This window comes from Dyella sp. RRB7 (genome assembly GCF_022761115.1).
Taxonomy (GTDB): domain Bacteria; phylum Pseudomonadota; class Gammaproteobacteria; order Xanthomonadales; family Rhodanobacteraceae; genus Dyella.
In genome coordinates this window covers 112266-128851 of record NZ_JAKWJS010000003.1, presented here as the reverse complement: position 1 = coordinate 128851, position 16586 = coordinate 112266, and the positions used below count along the sequence as shown (strand labels likewise).

Annotated in this window: 16 protein-coding genes, 1 tRNA gene, 1 other RNA gene and 1 pseudogene; 17 read left to right on the top strand and 2 right to left on the bottom strand. The window is 66.6% G+C overall.

The annotated features are described in order from the left end of the window. The first annotated feature begins 52 nt into the window (after window positions 1-52). The 10 genes from MJ606_RS09615 to lpxK all read left to right on the top strand — a co-directional run bounded on the left by MJ606_RS09615 (window position 53) and on the right by lpxK (window position 10016). Window positions 53-835 (top strand): succinate dehydrogenase iron-sulfur subunit, encoded by a 783-nt coding sequence (locus MJ606_RS09615; protein ID WP_243049304.1) that lies wholly within the window; start codon window positions 53-55, stop codon window positions 833-835. Between the two features lie 65 nt (window positions 836-900). Continuing rightward, complete coding sequence (locus MJ606_RS09610; RefSeq protein ID WP_243049303.1) at window positions 901-1149, top strand: succinate dehydrogenase assembly factor 2; 249 nt, start codon at window positions 901-903, stop codon at window positions 1147-1149. Beyond that, window positions 1121-1591 (top strand): protein YgfX, encoded by a 471-nt coding sequence (locus tag MJ606_RS09605; RefSeq protein ID WP_243049302.1) that lies wholly within the window; start codon window positions 1121-1123, stop codon window positions 1589-1591. The genes MJ606_RS09610 and MJ606_RS09605 overlap by 29 nt, the downstream gene beginning before the upstream one ends. A gap of 73 nt (window positions 1592-1664) precedes the next feature. Next, entirely contained in the window at window positions 1665-2912 is a 1248-nt protein-coding gene (locus MJ606_RS09600; RefSeq protein WP_243049301.1) for a lipoprotein-releasing ABC transporter permease subunit, read from the top strand. Window positions 2913-2916: 4 nt separating this feature from the next. After that, on the top strand, window positions 2917-3615 hold the full coding sequence (lolD, locus tag MJ606_RS09595; RefSeq protein WP_243049300.1) for a lipoprotein-releasing ABC transporter ATP-binding protein LolD: 699 nt from the start codon (window positions 2917-2919) through the stop codon (window positions 3613-3615). Between the two features lie 102 nt (window positions 3616-3717). Continuing rightward, the gene (locus tag MJ606_RS09590; protein WP_243049570.1) at window positions 3718-6015 is read left to right on the top strand and encodes a DNA internalization-related competence protein ComEC/Rec2; all 2298 of its coding nucleotides are present in this window, start codon (window positions 3718-3720) and stop codon (window positions 6013-6015) included. Between the two features lie 153 nt (window positions 6016-6168). Next, window positions 6169-6816 (top strand): MotA/TolQ/ExbB proton channel family protein, encoded by a 648-nt coding sequence (locus tag MJ606_RS09585; protein ID WP_243049569.1) that lies wholly within the window; start codon window positions 6169-6171, stop codon window positions 6814-6816. A gap of 3 nt (window positions 6817-6819) precedes the next feature. Then, complete coding sequence (locus MJ606_RS09580) at window positions 6820-7251, top strand: biopolymer transporter ExbD (protein ID WP_243049299.1); 432 nt, start codon at window positions 6820-6822, stop codon at window positions 7249-7251. Next, window positions 7248-9020, top strand: coding sequence for a lipid A export permease/ATP-binding protein MsbA (gene msbA / locus MJ606_RS09575; protein ID WP_243049298.1), 1773 nt, complete (start codon window positions 7248-7250; stop codon window positions 9018-9020). The genes MJ606_RS09580 and msbA overlap by 4 nt, the downstream gene beginning before the upstream one ends. Before the next feature lie 9 nt (window positions 9021-9029). After that, a complete protein-coding gene (lpxK, locus tag MJ606_RS09570) occupies window positions 9030-10016 on the top strand; it encodes a tetraacyldisaccharide 4'-kinase (RefSeq protein ID WP_243049297.1) in 987 nt (328 codons plus the stop codon). A gap of 214 nt (window positions 10017-10230) precedes the next feature. Here lpxK and MJ606_RS18405 read toward each other — a convergent pair. After that, a pseudogene (locus tag MJ606_RS18405) lies at window positions 10231-10539 on the bottom strand (glycine zipper 2TM domain-containing protein); the annotation flags it as partial. A gap of 147 nt (window positions 10540-10686) precedes the next feature. On the opposite strand from MJ606_RS18405, the gene MJ606_RS09560 reads away from it, so the two are divergent. Further along, window positions 10687-11085: a DUF6165 family protein gene (locus tag MJ606_RS09560; RefSeq protein ID WP_243049296.1), complete on the top strand. Its 399-nt coding sequence runs from the start codon at window positions 10687-10689 to the stop codon at window positions 11083-11085. Between the two features lie 31 nt (window positions 11086-11116). Here the strand turns inward: MJ606_RS09560 and MJ606_RS09555 are convergent, their stop codons facing one another. Beyond that, complete coding sequence (locus MJ606_RS09555) at window positions 11117-12157, bottom strand: glycosyltransferase family 9 protein (protein ID WP_243049295.1); 1041 nt, start codon at window positions 12155-12157, stop codon at window positions 11117-11119. 51 nt (window positions 12158-12208) lie between these two features. Here MJ606_RS09555 and MJ606_RS09550 point away from each other — a divergent pair, with 51 nt between their 5' ends. The 6 genes from MJ606_RS09550 (at window position 12209) to dnaX (ending at window position 16580) form a co-directional block, all read left to right on the top strand. After that, the gene (locus tag MJ606_RS09550) at window positions 12209-12940 is read left to right on the top strand and encodes a 3-deoxy-D-manno-octulosonic acid kinase (protein WP_243049294.1); all 732 of its coding nucleotides are present in this window, start codon (window positions 12209-12211) and stop codon (window positions 12938-12940) included. Beyond that, window positions 12937-13695, top strand: coding sequence for an MBL fold metallo-hydrolase (locus tag MJ606_RS09545; protein WP_243049293.1), 759 nt, complete (start codon window positions 12937-12939; stop codon window positions 13693-13695). Before MJ606_RS09550 ends, MJ606_RS09545 begins: the two co-directional genes overlap by 4 nt. A gap of 30 nt (window positions 13696-13725) precedes the next feature. After that, the gene (locus MJ606_RS09540) at window positions 13726-14235 is read left to right on the top strand and encodes a DinB family protein (protein WP_243049292.1); all 510 of its coding nucleotides are present in this window, start codon (window positions 13726-13728) and stop codon (window positions 14233-14235) included. 295 nt (window positions 14236-14530) lie between these two features. Then, window positions 14531-14623 (top strand) — tRNA-Ser (locus MJ606_RS09535). Between the two features lie 84 nt (window positions 14624-14707). Beyond that, an RNA gene (ffs, locus tag MJ606_RS09530) (signal recognition particle sRNA small type) lies at window positions 14708-14804 on the top strand. Window positions 14805-14900: 96 nt separating this feature from the next. Further along, complete coding sequence (gene dnaX / locus MJ606_RS09525) at window positions 14901-16580, top strand: DNA polymerase III subunit gamma/tau (protein ID WP_243049291.1); 1680 nt, start codon at window positions 14901-14903, stop codon at window positions 16578-16580. Window positions 16581-16586 lie beyond the last annotated feature (6 nt).

The window sequence follows — 16586 nt, the reverse complement described above, 5'->3', positions numbered from 1 at the left end:
CGGCGCTCGCAAGGCGAGCTGTTACGACAAGCACGAGATCAGTGAGGCAAACGTGGCAGAGTTTTCGCTACCCAAGAATTCCAAGGTCCAGCCGGGCAAGCATTTCCCGGCCAAGGACGCCAAGAAGCCGCGCACGTTCCGCATCTATCGCTGGTCGCCGGATGATGGTCAGAACCCGCGCATCGACACCTACGAGGTCGACCTGGCCGCGTGCGGCCCGATGGTTCTGGACGCGCTGCTGAAGATCAAGAACGAGATCGATTCGACGCTCACGCTGCGCCGTTCGTGCCGCGAGGGCATCTGCGGCTCGTGCGCCATGAACATCGACGGCACCAACACGCTGGCCTGCACCAAGGCCATCGAGGATTGCGCCTCGGGCGACGTCAAGATCTACCCGCTGCCGCACATGCCGGTGGTGAAGGATCTGGTGCCCGACCTGACGCACTTCTACGCGCAGTTCGCCTCGATCAAGCCCTGGCTGCGCACGCAGAGCCCGGCGCCGGCCGACAAGGAGCGCCTGCAGTCGCCGGAAGACCGCAAGAAGCTCGACGGTCTCTACGAGTGCATCCTGTGCGCCTGCTGCTCGACCAGTTGCCCGAGCTACTGGTGGAACGGCGACCGCTACCTCGGTCCGGCCATCCTGCTGCAGGCCTACCGCTGGATCGTGGACAGCCGCGACGAGGACACCGGTGCCCGCCTGGACGATCTGGAAGATCCGTTCAAGCTGTACCGCTGCCACACCATCATGAACTGCGCGCGCACCTGCCCGAAGGGTCTCAATCCCGCCAAGGCGATCGCGGAGATCAAGAAGCTGATCGTCGAGCGCCGGACTTAAGCGCTTGTTCCCGCTCCCTCATCGGGGGAGCGGGGCGTATCGAGTAGGAGGCGCCCCGCGCGTTTATGGAAGAAGCCCGCATCAAACGCCTCCGTTGGCGCACCCGTCGCGGCACCCGAGAACTGGACGCGCTGTTCGGCGGCTGGCTCGACGACCGCTTCGCCGGCGCCGACGAAGCCCAGCGCCAGGCCTTCGAGGAACTGCTCGACGTGCAGGACCCGGACCTGTGGGACTGGGTGATGGGCCATGCCAAGGCATCGCGCCCCGACTGGCAGGCCATCATCGATGACATCCGCGCCCGCCATCGGCTTTGAATACCGGCCATCGCGCTGGCCGGCTCGCGTGTTGCTGTTGCTCTCGACGCTGGCGATTGTGGCCGCATGGCTGAGCGCCATCCCGAGCGGGTTGAAAGTCGCACTGACGGTTGGTGCGGTGCTGGCGACACGGCGTGCCATCGCCCGTTTTGCGCGCCAGGACGTGGTGGCGGCGGGCTGGGCCCACGATGGTGGGTGGAGCCTGCGCATGACCACGCATGAGGATGTCGCGGCCACGCTCGTCTCCTTTCGCATACTGGGGCAGTGGGCCATCTGGCTGCATTTGAAGACACCGGGACGAGGCGCCGTCCTGCTTTTGCTGGCGCCCGACAATAGCGATGCCGATATCCGTCGCCGCCTGCGCATGCGCCTGGCCACCGGGCGGCAAACGCCGCGCGAAAGCCGGGGCACTCTTTCCGCTGAACGTGGTCCTACGGTTTAAGTCCGTTATCAGGCGATAATTGGCGCCACTGGGGCGGCTAGCCCTTTCGAATCACAGAAGCGACCCGCCCCTCATGTTCAGACCGCTCGAGCTTTTCATCGGCCTGCGTTACACCCGCGCCAAGCGTCGCAACCAGTTCATCTCCTTCATTTCCACGGTGTCCATCGTGTGCATTGCCATCAGCGTGACTGCGCTGATCACGGTGATGTCGGTGATGAATGGCTTTGACGACGAGTTGCGCTCGCGCATCCTCGGCGCCATTTCGCATGCCACGGTGTCGGGCATGCCCGGCCAGGCCGTGCAGGAATGGCCGCGCGCGGTGAAGATCGCCGAGGCCAATCCGCACGTGAAGGGGGCGGCGCCCTACGTGGAATCGGAGGCCTTCTTCCAGGCCCGCCAATCCACCGGTGGCCTGCTGCGCGGCATCGAACCGTCGGTGGAGCCGAAGGTGTCCGACATCGATCGCCATATGGTCGAGGGCAAGCTCAGCGACCTGACGCCGGGTAGCTGGAACATCGTGCTGGGCCGCGAGCTGGCGATGTCGCTCGGCGTGGCGGTGGGCGACAAGGTGATCGTGGCGGTACCGTCGTTCAAGTCCTCGCCGATCACCGGGAGCGTGCCGAGCCTGCGCAGCTTCCGGGTGGCGGGCGTGTTCGAGATCGGCATGCAGGAGTTCGACTCCGGCCTGGCCCTGGTCAACATGGGCGATGCCGAACGCCTCAACGGACTCGATGGCCCCACCGGCATCCGCCTGCGCCTGGACGACATGTTCAACGCGCGCGAGGTGGCTCACGAACTGGCCGACCAGTTGGGGCAGGTCTACCGCGTGGATACCTGGATGGACAGCCATGCCAACTTCTTCTCCGCCATCTCGATGGAGAAGAAGGTGATGTTCATCATCCTCTCGCTGATCATCCTGGTGGCGGTGATCAACCTCATCTCCATGTTGATGATGCTGGTGACCGACAAGCAGGCCGACATCGCCATCCTGCGCACGCTCGGCTCCACGCCGCGCAGCATCATGGGCATGTTCATGGTGCAGGGCGTGCTGGTGGGTGTCGTCGGCATCGGCTTTGGCGTGGGCCTGGGTTCGCTGCTGTCGTGGAAGCTGCCCGTCATCGTCAAGTGGATCGAGCACGTCACCGGCGTCACCTTCCTGTCGCCGGACGTCTATTACATCAGCGAGCTGCCCAGCAAGCTGCAGATGGGCGATGTGGGCTGGGTGGCCCTGATCACCTTCCTGTTCTCGCTGCTGGCCACCCTTTATCCCGCGTGGCGCGCTTCGCGCACGCAGCCGGCGCAGGCGCTGCGCTATGAGTAAGCCCATGAATTCCCATAACGACATCGTGCTGCGCGCCAGCCACATCGCCAAGGTGTATGACGAAGGCGACCTGAAAACCGACGTGCTCGCCGATGTCAGCTTCACGCTGAAGCGCGGCGAGACGCTGGCCATCGTGGGGGCGTCCGGTTCGGGCAAGAGCACCTTGCTGCATATCATCGGCGGCCTCGATACGCTGACGCGTGGCGAGGTGGAGGTGGAAGGGCAGAACCTTTCGAGCCTGTCCGACGCCGACCGTGGCCGCGTGCGCAACCGTTCGATGGGTTTCATCTACCAGTTCCACCATCTGCTGCCCGAGTTCACCGCGTTGGAGAACGTGTGCATGCCGTTGCTGATCCGCGGCGTGGGCATCGCCGAGGCGGAGCGCCAGGCCACCGCCTTGCTCGGTCGCGTGGGGCTCAGCCAGCGACTGCATCACAAGCCCGGCGAGCTGTCCGGCGGCGAGCGCCAGCGTTGCGCGGTGGCCCGTGCCCTGGTGACCCGGCCGGCGGTGGTGCTGGGCGACGAGCCCACCGGCAATCTGGATGAAAGCAATGCCGCGCAGGTCTACGACCTGATGCTGGAACTCAATCGTGAGATCGGCACCAGCTTCATCCTGGTCACGCACGACAATCGTCTGGCTGCGCGCATGGATCGCACGCTGGAGCTGCACAACGGCAGCCTGGTCGAGAAGGTCCACGCCTGATCGCAGGCGCCGGCGCATGTCGCTGGCGCCTACACGTTTTTCGGCCTCGTCGTTGCGCCGTGGACTCTAACCTGTCCCCTTCCGGCGAGGAGGGGATGGATGATGCGCAAGGACGGTGCGCTGGTACCCGCCGTCATGCTGCTGCTCGGCGTGCTGGCGGTGCAGTGGCTGGTGGTATTGCCGCAGGCGTGGATCTGCGGTGCCTTGGCGGCTGTCGCGCTTATCGTGCTTCGCCTGGGTGCCTATGGGCGCGCGCTGGCGTGGTGCCTGTTCGGCATCGCGTGGGCCTGCTGGCGTGGCGGCACGGCCATGGATGCGCGCCTGCCGCGCGAGCAGGAAGGGCGGGATTTCACCGTCGTCGGGTATGTAGCCGATCTGCCGCTGGCACGCCGCGATGCCACCGGTTTCCTGCTGCGCATCGAACAGGCTTCGCTTGAGCGGACAGCCGTGCCGTTGCATGGCCGGGTGCGGGTGAACTGGTACAACCGGGCGGACGATGTTCCGCCTTGCAGCCGCTGGCAACTCAACCTGCGACTGAAGCGTCCGCGTGGATTGCTCAACCCCGGCGGTACCGACAGCGAGCGAAGCGCGCTGGAACGCCACATCGTGGCGACGGGCTATGTGCGCGAGGGGCCTGGCAATGTGCTGCTTGGCAGCTCCGGCTTCTGCATCAACGCCGTTCGCCAGGCGATCAGCCGCGGCATCGCCGCGCGCGTGGACGATCCGCACGATGTCGCCTTGCTGCAGGCGTTTTCGGTGGGCGACACGCGCGGACTCAGTCAGCACGATTGGGAGGTCGCCCGCGCCAACGGCATCCCGCACCTTATCGCCATTTCGGGTTTCCACGTGGGCGTGGCGGCGCTGTTTGGCATCTGGCTGGTACGGCTTGTCTATCTGCTGTCGCCACGGCTGGGCTTGCGGCTGCCCAGATCGCAGGCACAGGCCATGGCGGCCCTGTGGGTGGCGGGTGCGTACAGCGCGCTGGCGGGGTTTGGGCTGCCGACGGTGCGCACCCTGCTGATGATCGGCGTCGTGGCGTTGGCGCGTTGCTCGCGGCGTCATCCGGGTGGGCCGCAGACGCTGGCGCTGGCGTTGATGGCTGTGCTGCTGGTCGATCCGTTGTCGGTGTTGTCGGCGGGATTCTGGCTGTCGTTCATCGGCGTGGCCTTCCTGATGCTCTGCATGACCGAGCGAGGCAAGGGGCTGTACGGATTCCTGCACGAGCTGTCGGCGGGCCAGCTGGTCATGACGCTCTCGCTGTTGCCGCTCACCATGTGGTTCTTCGGCGAATCGTCCCTGGTGGGCGCGCTGTCCAACCTGATCGCCGTGCCGTTCGTCAGTTTCGTCATCGTGCCCGTCACGCTGGTCGGCATGATCCTGCTGGGGCTCTGTCCGCCGCTGGCGCAGCCGGTGTTCTGCTGCGCCGGGTGGCTGGCGCATGCCCAATGGTGGTTGCTCGAACGGATGGCGAGCTGGCCCGGCGCCCATTGGTACCTGCCCGAAGTCACCTGGTGGGCGCTGCTGTTCGCCACGCTGGGCGCGCTCTGGCTATTCGCGCCGCGTGGCGTGCCTATGCGATGGCTGGGCGGCCTGTTGTTCCTGCCGCTGTTGTGGCCCCAGCGGGTGCTTCCCGCGCAAGGCGGGTTCCAGTTGTGGATGCTGGACGTGGGGCAGGGTTTGTCGGTGGTGGTCCGGACCGAGCACCACGCCCTCGTGTACGACGCCGGGGCGCGTTATCCCTCGGACTTCGACCTGGGCGAGGCGGCCGTGCTGCCCTCCCTGCATGCACTGGGCATCGGGCGGGTGGACCTGCTGGTCGCCAGCCATGCGGACAACGATCATGCGGGCGGCGTACCTGCGGTGGCCGCCGCCTTTCCCGACGCAGAGCGCATCTCGGGCGAGCCGGAACGGTTGCCCATCGCGATGGCCGCCTGCGTGCCCGGCAGGGCCTGGCAATGGGACGGCGTCACCTTGCGCGTGTTGCCCTCCGGTTCGGCGGGCGGGCCGGCCAATGACCGTTCCTGCGTCTTGCTGGTGGAGGGCAAGGGTGGCCGGGCGCTGCTGACGGGCGATATCACGGCCGCGATCGAACCGAAGGTGGCCGCGGCGATTCCGCCGGGACCGCCGCTGGTTCTATCCGTCCCGCACCATGGCAGCCGGACGTCGTCCAGCCTCGCGTTCATCCAGTCCAGCTCGCCCGTGTTGGCCCTGGTGTCGGCAGGCTGGCGCAACCGTTTCCACCACCCCCATCCCTTGGTCGTGCAGCGCTACGAAAAGGCTGGCGTGCCGTGGCTGGACACCGCGACGGCAGGAGCCGTCCAGGTGGATTTCCCGCCGGATGGGCCGCCCCGGGTGGCTGCCCAGTGGCGCCTGCGCCAGTCTCGCTACTGGCGCGAATGAGACGTTGGCAAGCGGGATGAAGCGGGTGCCCGAGCCAGGAATCCGGGGCGCTTCACAACTGCCACCGGTGCCGCGGAACGGCCGGGCGAGACTGTTATGATGCGCCCTTCCTAACGATCGAAGTGGCGCGGAGTCGTTGTGCTGGAAATCCTGATGGCTGGTGGCTGGGCGATGCTGCCCATCCTGATCTGTTCGGCGGTCGCACTGGCGATCGTGCTGGAGCGTTGCTGGACCCTGCGCCGCCGTTCGGTGCTGCCGCCCGGCCTGGGCGAGGAAGTGCGCACCTGGGCCCGTTCGGGCCAGCTCGATCCCAGTCATCTCACGGCGCTCGCCAATGGTTCCCCGCTGGGCGAGCTGCTGGCCTCGGCGCTGGCCGTGCGCAACCGTCCGCGCGAGTTGATCAAAGAGCGCATCGAAGACACCGGCCGTCATGTGGTGCACCGCATGGAGCGCTACCTCAACACGCTCGGCACCATCGCCCTGATCGGCCCGCTGCTGGGCCTGCTGGGCACGGTGATCGGCCTGATCCGCATGTTCATGGACGTGATGAAGGGCGGCGTGGGCGACCCGATGAAGATGGCCGGCGGCATCGGCGAAGCGCTGATCTGCACCGCCACCGGCCTGATCGTGGCCATTCCCGCCTATGTGCTGCATCGCTATTTCCGTTCCAAGGTGGCCGGCTATTGCGTGGAAATGGAAAAGCAGGCCACCGAGCTGCTCGACGAACTGACCGTGGCCCAGCAGCCGGCCGCGCGCCCGCGTGCGGCCAGCCGCACCCCGACCGAGTCGAGCGCGGGCTGACGCATGCGTATTGGTAACGACCGTCGGCAAGACGATGTCGAGATCAACGTGATCTCGCTGATCGACGTGCTGCTGACCCTGCTGATGTTCTTCGTGCTCACCACCACCTTCGTCCAGCATTCGCGGATGCAGGTGACGCTGCCCAAGGCCAGCGCCGAGGAGCGCGACATGCAGGCGCCGGCGCTCACCGTGGTGGTGGACCGCGATGGCCATTTCTACGTGGGCAGCGATGAAGTGCTGGGCCAGGGCGTCGAGCCGCTCAAGCAGGCCATCGCCAACGTCGCCGGCGACGACCGCGAGCGCCAGGTGACCATTCGCGCCGACGCCATGACGCCGCACCAGAACGTGGTGACCGCCATGGATGCGCTGGGCCAGCTGGGCTTCACCAAGCTGTCCATCGCGACCACGCCCACCCAGGCGGACAAGGCTCAATGAGCGGCAATAAAGTCGCGATCTGGGACGCACATACAAGGCAGATCTATAAGCGCTTGCTGGGCTACACCAAGCGCTTCTGGGTGGTCGGCGTGATCGCCGTGATCGGCATGGCCATCGACGGCGGCGGCCTGGCGGCGTTCACCAAGCTGCTTCCTCCGATGATCGACAAGCTGTTCGCCGAGAAGGATCCGTTCCTGATCTTCTGGATGCCGATCTGGATCGTGCTGATTTTCCTGGTGCGCGGCCTGGGCACTTTCGCGAGCAGCTACGGGGTCTCCTATGTCGGCCGCAACGTGGTGCAGGCGATGCAGCGCGACGTGTTTGCCGCTTACCTGCGCCTGCCCGCGACGTTCTTCGGCGAAGAGCATTCCGGCCACCAGGTGTCGCGCATTACCTACACCAGCGAACAGGTGGCGTCGGCGTCCACCGATGCGGTGAAGGTGGTGGTGACCGAAGGCATCACCGTGCTGGGCATGCTGTACGTGATGATCAGCACCAGCCCCTACCTGACGCTGGTGTTGTTCATCATGGTGCCGCTGATCACGCTCATCGCCTCCGTGGTGAGCCGGCGCTACCGGTCGATCAGCCGCCGCATCCAGAGCATGATGGGATCGGTCACCGGCACGGTGGAGGAGTCGGTCGAGGCGCACCGGGAGATCCGCATCTACGGCGGCCAGGACTACGCCAAGTCGCGTTTCGACGATGTCACCAATCGCACGCGCCGCCTCAACCTGAAGGTGGCGGCGACCAACGCCACCTCCAGTTCGGCCATCCAGACGGTGGCTGCGCTGGCGTTGGCGGTGATGGTGTTTCTGGCGACCCGCCCGGGCGAGATCGACAAGATCTCCGCCGGTGTATTCATCGCCGTGCTGACCGCGATGGGCGGCATGATGCCCTCGCTCAAGCGCCTGGCCAATATCCAGTCGAATATCCAGAGCGGCATTTCCGCCGCCGAGAACCTGTTCGAGATCATGGACCTTCCTCCCGAGGTGGATACCGGCACACGGGTGCTGGAGCGCGCCAAGGGCGACCTTCGCTTCGAGGACGTGCGCCTGGTGTATCCGCGCAATTCGTTCGAGGCGCTGCGCGGCGTCGACCTGTACTGCGCCCCCGGTACGGTGACTGCCCTGGTGGGGCGTTCCGGCAGCGGCAAGAGCAGTCTGGTCAGCCTGCTGCCGCGCTTCAATGCGCCGACCAGCGGCCGCATCCTGCTGGACGGTTTCGACTATGAGAGCTTCACGCTGCCGTCGCTGCGCCGGCAGATCGCCTGGGTGGGGCAGAGCGTGGTGCTGTTCGACGGCAGCGTGGCCGAGAACATTGCCTATGGCGAGCTGGCGGGCGCGAGCGAGGCGCAGATCGTCGCCGCTGCCGAGGCCGCCAATGCGATGGAATTCATCCAGCGCATGCCGCAGGGCATCCACAGCCAGATCGGGCAGGGCGGTAATCTGCTTTCGGGGGGCCAACGCCAGCGCCTGGCGATTGCCCGCGCGATCCTCAAGAACGCGCCGATCCTGGTGCTGGACGAAGCGACCAGCGCGCTCGATACCGAGTCCGAGCGCCTGATCCAGCAGGCACTGCAACGCCTGATGCGCGATCGCACGACGCTGGTGATCGCGCATCGCCTGTCCACCATCGAGCATGCCGACCAGATCGCGGTGATGGACCAGGGCCGCATCGTGGAACGCGGCACGCATGCCGAGCTGCTGGCCCGGGACGGTCACTACGCCGCCCTGCATCGCATGCAGTTCCACAGCCACAGCGGCGACTGAGGCGGCACGATGGCCTTGGCCGACCGCCTCGAATCGGCCTGGTACGGCGCGAGCCGGGCGCCCTGGTGGACGAAGCCGCTGGCCCTGCTTTACGGCGCGGCGACTTCGCTGCGGCGTGGGCTATACCGAAGCGGCGTACTGCGCAGCGTGCGCCTGCCCGTGCCGGTGGTAGTGATCGGCAACCTCAGCGTGGGCGGTACCGGCAAGACGCCGCTGACCATCGCCGTGGCCGAGGCCTTGCGCCGACGCGGTTATACGCCAGGGGTGGTGAGCCGCGGCTATGGCGGAACCCAAAAACAGCCCGTGCTGTTGGGCCTGTCGCCCGATCCCGCCGTGGTGGGTGACGAGCCTTGCCTTATCCATGCCAGCGGCGTGCCTGTCGCCGTGGGGCGCAAGCGTCCGCAGGCGGCGAAGCTGCTGATCGAGGCGGGTTGCGACGTGATCATCGCCGACGATGGCCTGCAACATTACGCGTTGGCGCGGAATATCGAACTATGCGTGATCGACGGCGTGCGTCGCTTCGGCAACAGCCGCTTGTTGCCGGCTGGCCCATTGCGCGAACCGCTGTCCCGGCTGCAGCAGGTGGACTTTCGCATCTGCAACGGCGGCGTGCTCGCGCCGGGCGACGTGCCGATGCAATTGCAGGGAGCGCTGGCACGCGCGCTGGTCAACGACGCGGTCAAGCCGCTGGCGGACTTTGCCGGACAGACCGTGCACGCCGTGGCGGCCATTGGGCATCCGCAACGCTTCTTCGCCAGCCTGCGCTCGCAGGGCATGCAGGTGATCGAGCATGCGTTCCCCGACCATCACGCGTTCGTGCCCGCCGATCTGGCATTCGCCGATGGCAGGCCGGTGCTGATGACCGAGAAGGACGCCGTCAAATGCCTCGCGTTCGCCCAGCCCCACTGGTGGACGGTGCCGGTAAGAGCCATCTTGCCGGCGGCATTCTTCAATGAACTGGCGTCGCGGTTGCGGACCTCGCCCGCGCGCCCATAAAAAAGCCGACCCTTGCGGATCGGCTCTTCGACGTCGCCAGGCAACGCGCTTACTGGATGCGGGTGATATTGCCCTTCGGGTCGATCTGCACCAGGTCGCCCACGCGGATGGCGCTGGCGTCCGGCACGGTGACGTTGGCATAGCCGCCGTTGCCCATGCGGATGCGCAGGGTAAAGCTCTGGTTGGCGCCGCCGCTGTTGGCGCCGATACGGTTGCCGGCGTAGCCGCCGCCGACGGCACCGGCCACGGTGGCCAGCGTATTGCCCTTGCCCCTGCCCACCTGGTTGCCCAGCACGCCGCCGGCGATGCCGCCGATGATGGTGCCGGCCACGCTGTGGTCGCTGCCCTGGCTGATGTTCTGGTCGATGGCCTCGACGGTGCCGCACTGGTCACAGCGAATGAAAATGCCATCGTTGCGAATCAGTACGTTACCGTTGCTGCGGGTCTGCTGGGCGCTGGCGCCAAACGAGCTGACGGCGAGCAGGGCGGCCAGCGGCAACATGAGAAAACGTGAATTAAGCATGGACTCTCTCTCCTTGGGGATCGGCTGCGGCATCAGTCTAATGGGACCGACTGAACCATGGGACAAGACAGCGCTTATCATGTGCGTTTTATCGGCCCGGCGCAGTGACAAACCCGTCATGGCGTGCCCCGGCCCTGCGGAGTTCCCATGAGCCTTATCCAAGTTCCGGTTTCCTACGGCGAGCTGATCGACAAGATCACCATTCTTGAAATCAAGTCGCAGCAGATCTCCGATCCGGCCAAGCTGGCCAACGTGCGCACCGAGCTGGACCTGCTCAACGCGACCTGGTCCGCCCATCCCGCCTCGCAAACCGACATCGCCGATGAGCGCGCCCGCCTGCTCGCCGTCAACGAGGCCCTGTGGGACATCGAAGACCGCATCCGCCTGAAGGAAAAAGCGCAGGCCTTCGACGCCGAGTTCATCGAGCTGGCCCGCGCGGTCTACTTCCGCAATGACGAACGCGCCGCCGTGAAACGCGAGATCAACCTCAAGCTGGGCTCGCAGCTGGTGGAAGAGAAGTCGTACCAGGATTACCGGGCGCCGTAAGCATCCCTGTGGGAGCGCACCCGGTGCGTTGCTACAGGCCCAAGTGGGCCGCGCACGCCTCGAAGCGATCGATCACTTCATCCACGCCGATCAGGTCCATCACGCCGGGCCGTTCGATCTTGCTGCCCCAGGGAATCTCGCTGGCGGGCTTGCCGAAATATTTGCGCGAGGCTTCGTCGTATTTGTCGACGCACCAGCGGCGGTCGGAGTAGGGGCCGGAACGGTGGGGGTTGCTGGCGGCGTGCAGGCCCAGCACCTTGCAGCCCACCGTGTTGCCCATGTGCATGGGGCCGGAGTCGGGGGTCAGCAGCATGGGCGCGCGCGCCAGCATCGCCATCAGCTGCTTGAGCGTGTCCTTGCCGGTGAGGTCGATGGGAGCGCGGCGGCAGGCGGCCAGCACGGCATCGGCCATCTCGCGCTCCAGCGGCGAGGGGCCGCCCACCAGCGCCACACGCCAGCCGCGCGCGGCGGCATGGTCCATCACGGCTGCGTAGCGCTCGGGGCGCCAGTTGCGCAGCACGTGACTGGAGGTAGGGCTGACCAGCAGGGTGGGTTGTTCGCCGGGTAGTTGTTCGGCGGCCCAGGCATGGGCTTGCTCGGGAATCGGGATGTCCCAGCGCACCTGGGTCTGCTTCAGGCCCAGCGGTTCGCAGAAGCTGCCCATCGCATCGAGCACGTGCTCGCCGGTGCGTGCGGGAATGCGCTGGTTGATGACCAGCCCATGGCCGTCCTTGGCGCGTGCCTTGTCGTAGCCGATGCGCTGGCGCGCACGGATGAACAGGCTCAGCAGGTTGGAACGCAGCGCCACCTGCATCTGCAGCAGGGCGTCGAAACGCTGGCCGTGCAGTGCCTGGCCCACCGCGCGCATGCCGGCCAGGCCGGCGCTTTTGTCGAAGGTCACGAAGTTCACGCCGGGCAGGTCGCCGACCAGGCGACGCTCCAGCTTGCCCACGATCCAGGTCAGCTCGGTCTGTGGCCATGCCGCCTGCAGCGTGCGCACCAGCGGCACCACATGGGTGACATCGCCGATGGCGGAGGTGCGCAGCAGGCAGATCGAGGCGGGTTGGGTCATTGGGCTAGAATCGCAGGACTGGTTGGCTGAGGCAGGGCGTCGGAACGCGACATGGCGATGCAGGAACGAATCCGCGAGGACACCGCCGGTGCGATTCTGTTCGACGCCGCAGTGTCGCCACAAGTCGAGGCCGATTGGTTCGAGCCCGAAACCTGGCGGGTGCTGGGGGCGCTGCGTCAGCAGAGCGGGGGCCGTGGCGGCATCGCGGTGATCGCCACGCCTGCCGGCGAGTGCGTGCTGCGGCATTACCGCCGCGGCGGCCTGGTGGCCACGCTGATGGGTGACCGTTATCTGTGGACTGGCGCCGACCGCACGCGCTGCTTCGCCGAATTCCGGCTGCTTGGGCTCATCGCCTCGCTGGGCTTGCCGGGGCCGCAGGCGGTGGCGTGTCGCTATCGGCGCGAGGGCCTGTTTTATACCGCCGACCTGATCACCCGTCGCATTGCCGGCACGCGAACGCTGGCCGAATGCCTGGCCGCCGGCCTGCTCGATGGCGAGATGGCCGAACTGGTGGGCGCGCTGGTGGCGCGTTTCCACCGTGCGGGCATCTGGCACGCCGATCTCAATGCGCACAATGTGCTGGTGGCGGCCGAGGCGCTTTACCTGATCGACTTCGATCGCGGGCGCCAGCGTCGGCCTGGCGAGGCGTGGCAGCTGGCCAACCTGCAGCGTTTGCGCCGCTCGCTGGTCAAGCTGGGCGCGGCGGCACAGGGCGAGGCGGTGTTCGAGGAAACCCTTTGGAAGCCCCTGATGTACCGCTACGAGCGTACCCTGCGCGCATGAACTGGACTCTGCATTTTCTTGGTGTCGGTGCCGCGCATGCGGTGGAGCTGGGTTCGTCGGCGGTGGTGCTGGAGCGCGATGGCGCGCCGGTGCTGCTGATCGACTGCGGCCCGGACACCTTGGACCGCTATCTGGCCGCCTATGGCGAGCCGCCGCGCGCGCTCTACATCACCCACACCCATATGGACCACGTGGGTGGCATGGAGCGGCTGTTTTTCCGCCTGTGGTTCGACGAGCGGTGGCGGGGCCGCACGCGCGTGTTCATCCATGCGGGCCTGATGACCTGGTTGCAGGCGCGGGTGGCGGATTACCCGAACGTGCTGGCCGAAGGCGGCGCGAATTTCTGGGAGGCCTTCCAACTGGTGCCGTGCACGCGCGGCTTCTGGCTGGACGGGCAGTGGTTCGACGTATTCGCCACGCGCCATCACATGGCCGGCACCTCGTATGGCGTGGCGCTGGCCGGCAGCTTTGCCTACACCGGCGACACCCGTCCGATTCCCGAGATGCTGGCGCGCGTGGCGGGCGGCGCGGAGCTCATCGCGCACGATTGCGGCCTGGTCGGCAACCCATCGCATACCGGCATCGACGATATCGAGCGCGAGTACCCGGCAAGCGTGCGCCAGCGATTGCGTCTCTATCACTACGGCAGCGAAGCCGATGGCCTAGCGCTCGCTGCCCGTGGCTACGCCATCGTGCAGCCGGGCGAGCGCGTGGCGTTGCGGCCGCCGTCGCCGACGCGGCCTGACGCGGGCTGATCTCCTTTCTCTCTACGTATTGCGATAGCCATGTCTTCCAGCCATCTGCAAAAACTGCTGCGCTACCGCGCCTGGGCCGACCGCCTCATCTATGACGCGGTGGCCGCGTTGCCCGAAGGGGCGGCCACCGAAGCGCGCGCCACCGTGTTCGGCAACATGCTGCGCACGCTCAGTCACACCTACGTGGTCGACGATATTTTCCAGGCCCACCTGCAAGGGCGGGCGCATGGCCATACCAGTCGCAACACGGCCGAGCCGCTGCCGTTCGACGAGTTGTGGCAGCGGCAGCAGGCCATCAACGACTGGTATCTGGATTACGCGCGGGCGCTGTCGCCGGAACAGGCCACCGAGGTGCTGAGCTTCCAGTTCATCGGTGGCGGGGAAGGGCGGATGAGCCGCGAGGATATGATCCTGCACGTGGTCAATCACGCCACCTATCACCGCGGTTTCGTGGCCGACATGTTCTATCAGGTGCCGGCCAGGCCGCCGACCACCGATCTGCCGGTGTTTCTGCGTGATGTGCCCACGCCGCAGAGATAAGCCGCGCCGGGCTATCTTGTGTGAACGGGCCCGTCCCGCTATCCTTTCGCCTCTTTACCGGGGCGAGTTGCCCGGTAAGCGGGTTTCACCATTGCGGAGAGGTGTCCGAGTGGTTGAAAGAGCACGCCTGGAAAGTGTGTATACGGCTTATCCCCGTATCGCGGGTTCGACAAATTCGTCTGGAACGAATTTGGCCGGCCGCAGGCTGGCCCCGAGCGTAAGCGAGGGGTGAGGGCCCAGGACGGGCCGAACCATCCCGCCCGACATGGATGGATGCAGTAAGGGTTTTGCGTGCGGAGAGGTGTCCGAGTGGTTGAAGGAGCACGCCTGGAAAGTGTGTATACGGCTTATCCCCGTATCGCGGGTTCGAATCCCGCCCTCTCCGCCAGTTTGAACGACGCGACGGTTTAACCGCCGGCGCTGGAAATGCAAGACGTCAGGCACACGCCTCCGTCGAAGTCTATGGTGGCCCTGTCGGTCCCCCCGCGACGATAGTTCGTAAACTCCGCCAGGCCCGGAAGGGAGCAACGGTAGCGAATGATTCGGGTGCCGGGGTGTGGCTGGCAGGGCCGCCGCCTTTTCGGGGATCGGATGCCTAAGTCAGTGCTTACTGACTTGCCGTCGGCGACTTGGCACAATCGACATTCGCCCCAAGGTATACCGGCATGTCCTATCAGGTCCTCGCGCGCAAATGGCGCCCCCGCAAGTTCGCCGAACTCGTCGGGCAGGAGCATGTGGTTCGCGCGCTTACCAATGCGCTCGATACCGGTCGCATGCATCATGCCTACCTGTTCACCGGCACGCGCGGCGTGGGCAAGACCACCATCGCGCGCATCTTCGCCAAGTCGCTGAACTGCGAGCGCGGTGAATCGGCCGATCCCTGCGGCGAGTGCGCGGTGTGCACGGCGGTCGATGCGGGCCGCTTCGTGGACCTGCTGGAAATCGACGCGGCCAGCAACACCGGCGTGGACGACGTGCGCGAGGTGATCGAGAACGCGCAATACGCGCCGGCGCGCGGTCGCTTCAAGGTGTACCTGGTCGACGAGGTGCACATGCTTTCCAAGCCGGCCTTCAATGCGTTGCTGAAGACGCTGGAAGAGCCGCCGCCGCACGTGAAGTTCCTGCTGGCCACCACCGACCCGCAAAAGCTGCCGGTGACGGTGCTGTCGCGCTGCCTGAAGTTCAACCTCAAGCGGCTGCTGCCGGAACAGATCTCGGGCCAGATGCGGCATATCCTGGGCGCGGAAAACATTCCCTACGAAGATGCGGCCATCGCCGAACTGGCGCGCGGCGCCGACGGTTCGCTGCGCGACGGCCTGTCGCTGCTGGACCAGGCCATCGCCTATGGCGGCGGTTCGCTGCGCGTGGACGATGTGCGCGCGATGCTGGGCAGCGTGGCGCGCGGCCAGGTGCTGGGTCTGCTCGATGCGCTGGCAGCAGGCAGCGGCGACGCCTTGATGGCCGAATGCACGCGCATCGCCTCGTTCTCGCCCGACTTCGGCGGCGTGCTGGATGACCTGGCCAGCGTGCTGCACCGCATCCAGCTGATCCAGCTGATACCGGGCTACCGACCGGATGAGGAGGGCAGCGACGACGGCGCCCTGGTGGCGTTGGCCCAGCAGCTCGCGCCCGAAGACGTCCAGCTCTATTACCAGATTGCCACCACGGGTCGCCGCGACCTTGCGTTGGCGCCTGACGCGCGCACCGGTTTCGAGATGGCGCTGTTGCGCATGCTCGCCTTCCGCCCCGCCGAGGCCGGTGGCACGACGCAGCCGGAGCGTGCTACGGCTGCCGCACCGCGGGCATCGGCAGCGCCGCCAGTGCGCACCGCGCCGCCGGCCATGAACGAGCGGATGCATGTGGCCAGCGTGGCCGAGCCGCCGGCGCCGCGTGCCGCGCCCGTGCCGGCGGCACCGGTGGCTACCGCGCCGCGCGAGCCCGTGGCCGTCGACGCCCGTGGCCTGCCGCATTGGGACACGCTGATCGAACAGGCCAACCTGCGCGGTCCGTTGGGCCAGCTCGCCCAGAATGCCGCCCTGCGCGAGCGCGAAGGCAACACGCTGGTGCTGGCCCTGCAGCCGGCGCATATGCACCTGGCCGTCGAGCCGATGGTGGGCCAGATGGAGGATCGCATCAGCCAGGCGATGGGCGAGCGTATTCGCCTGCGCTTTGTGGAGGAGCGCGGTGCCGCTCCCGAAACCCCTGCCGCGCGTGCCGCCAACGCGCGTGAGGCCGCCCAGTCGGCGGCCGAGCAGGCGATTGAAGAAGATCCGCTGGTGCAGTCGCTCAAGCGCGAGTTCGGCGCGCGCGTGGTGCCCCAGTCGATCAAGCCGTTCGAGAACTGATAGAGA

Coding starts and splice junctions, on each gene's coding strand:
- MJ606_RS09610 (WP_243049303.1), top strand. CDS start 901: ATGGAAGAAGCCCGCATCAAACGCCTCCGTTGGCGCACCCGTCGCGGC.
- MJ606_RS09605 (WP_243049302.1), top strand. CDS start 1,121: ATGACATCCGCGCCCGCCATCGGCTTTGAATACCGGCCATCGCGCTGG.
- MJ606_RS09600 (WP_243049301.1), top strand. CDS start 1,665: ATGTTCAGACCGCTCGAGCTTTTCATCGGCCTGCGTTACACCCGCGCC.
- lolD (WP_243049300.1), top strand. CDS start 2,917: ATGAATTCCCATAACGACATCGTGCTGCGCGCCAGCCACATCGCCAAG.
- MJ606_RS09590 (WP_243049570.1), top strand. CDS start 3,718: ATGCGCAAGGACGGTGCGCTGGTACCCGCCGTCATGCTGCTGCTCGGC.
- MJ606_RS09585 (WP_243049569.1), top strand. CDS start 6,169: ATGGCTGGTGGCTGGGCGATGCTGCCCATCCTGATCTGTTCGGCGGTC.
- MJ606_RS09580 (WP_243049299.1), top strand. CDS start 6,820: ATGCGTATTGGTAACGACCGTCGGCAAGACGATGTCGAGATCAACGTG.
- msbA (WP_243049298.1), top strand. CDS start 7,248: ATGAGCGGCAATAAAGTCGCGATCTGGGACGCACATACAAGGCAGATC.
- lpxK (WP_243049297.1), top strand. CDS start 9,030: ATGGCCTTGGCCGACCGCCTCGAATCGGCCTGGTACGGCGCGAGCCGG.
- MJ606_RS09560 (WP_243049296.1), top strand. CDS start 10,687: ATGAGCCTTATCCAAGTTCCGGTTTCCTACGGCGAGCTGATCGACAAG.
- MJ606_RS09555 (WP_243049295.1), bottom strand. CDS start 12,157: ATGACCCAACCCGCCTCGATCTGCCTGCTGCGCACCTCCGCCATCGGC.
- MJ606_RS09550 (WP_243049294.1), top strand. CDS start 12,209: ATGGCGATGCAGGAACGAATCCGCGAGGACACCGCCGGTGCGATTCTG.
- MJ606_RS09545 (WP_243049293.1), top strand. CDS start 12,937: ATGAACTGGACTCTGCATTTTCTTGGTGTCGGTGCCGCGCATGCGGTG.
- MJ606_RS09540 (WP_243049292.1), top strand. CDS start 13,726: ATGTCTTCCAGCCATCTGCAAAAACTGCTGCGCTACCGCGCCTGGGCC.
- dnaX (WP_243049291.1), top strand. CDS start 14,901: ATGTCCTATCAGGTCCTCGCGCGCAAATGGCGCCCCCGCAAGTTCGCC.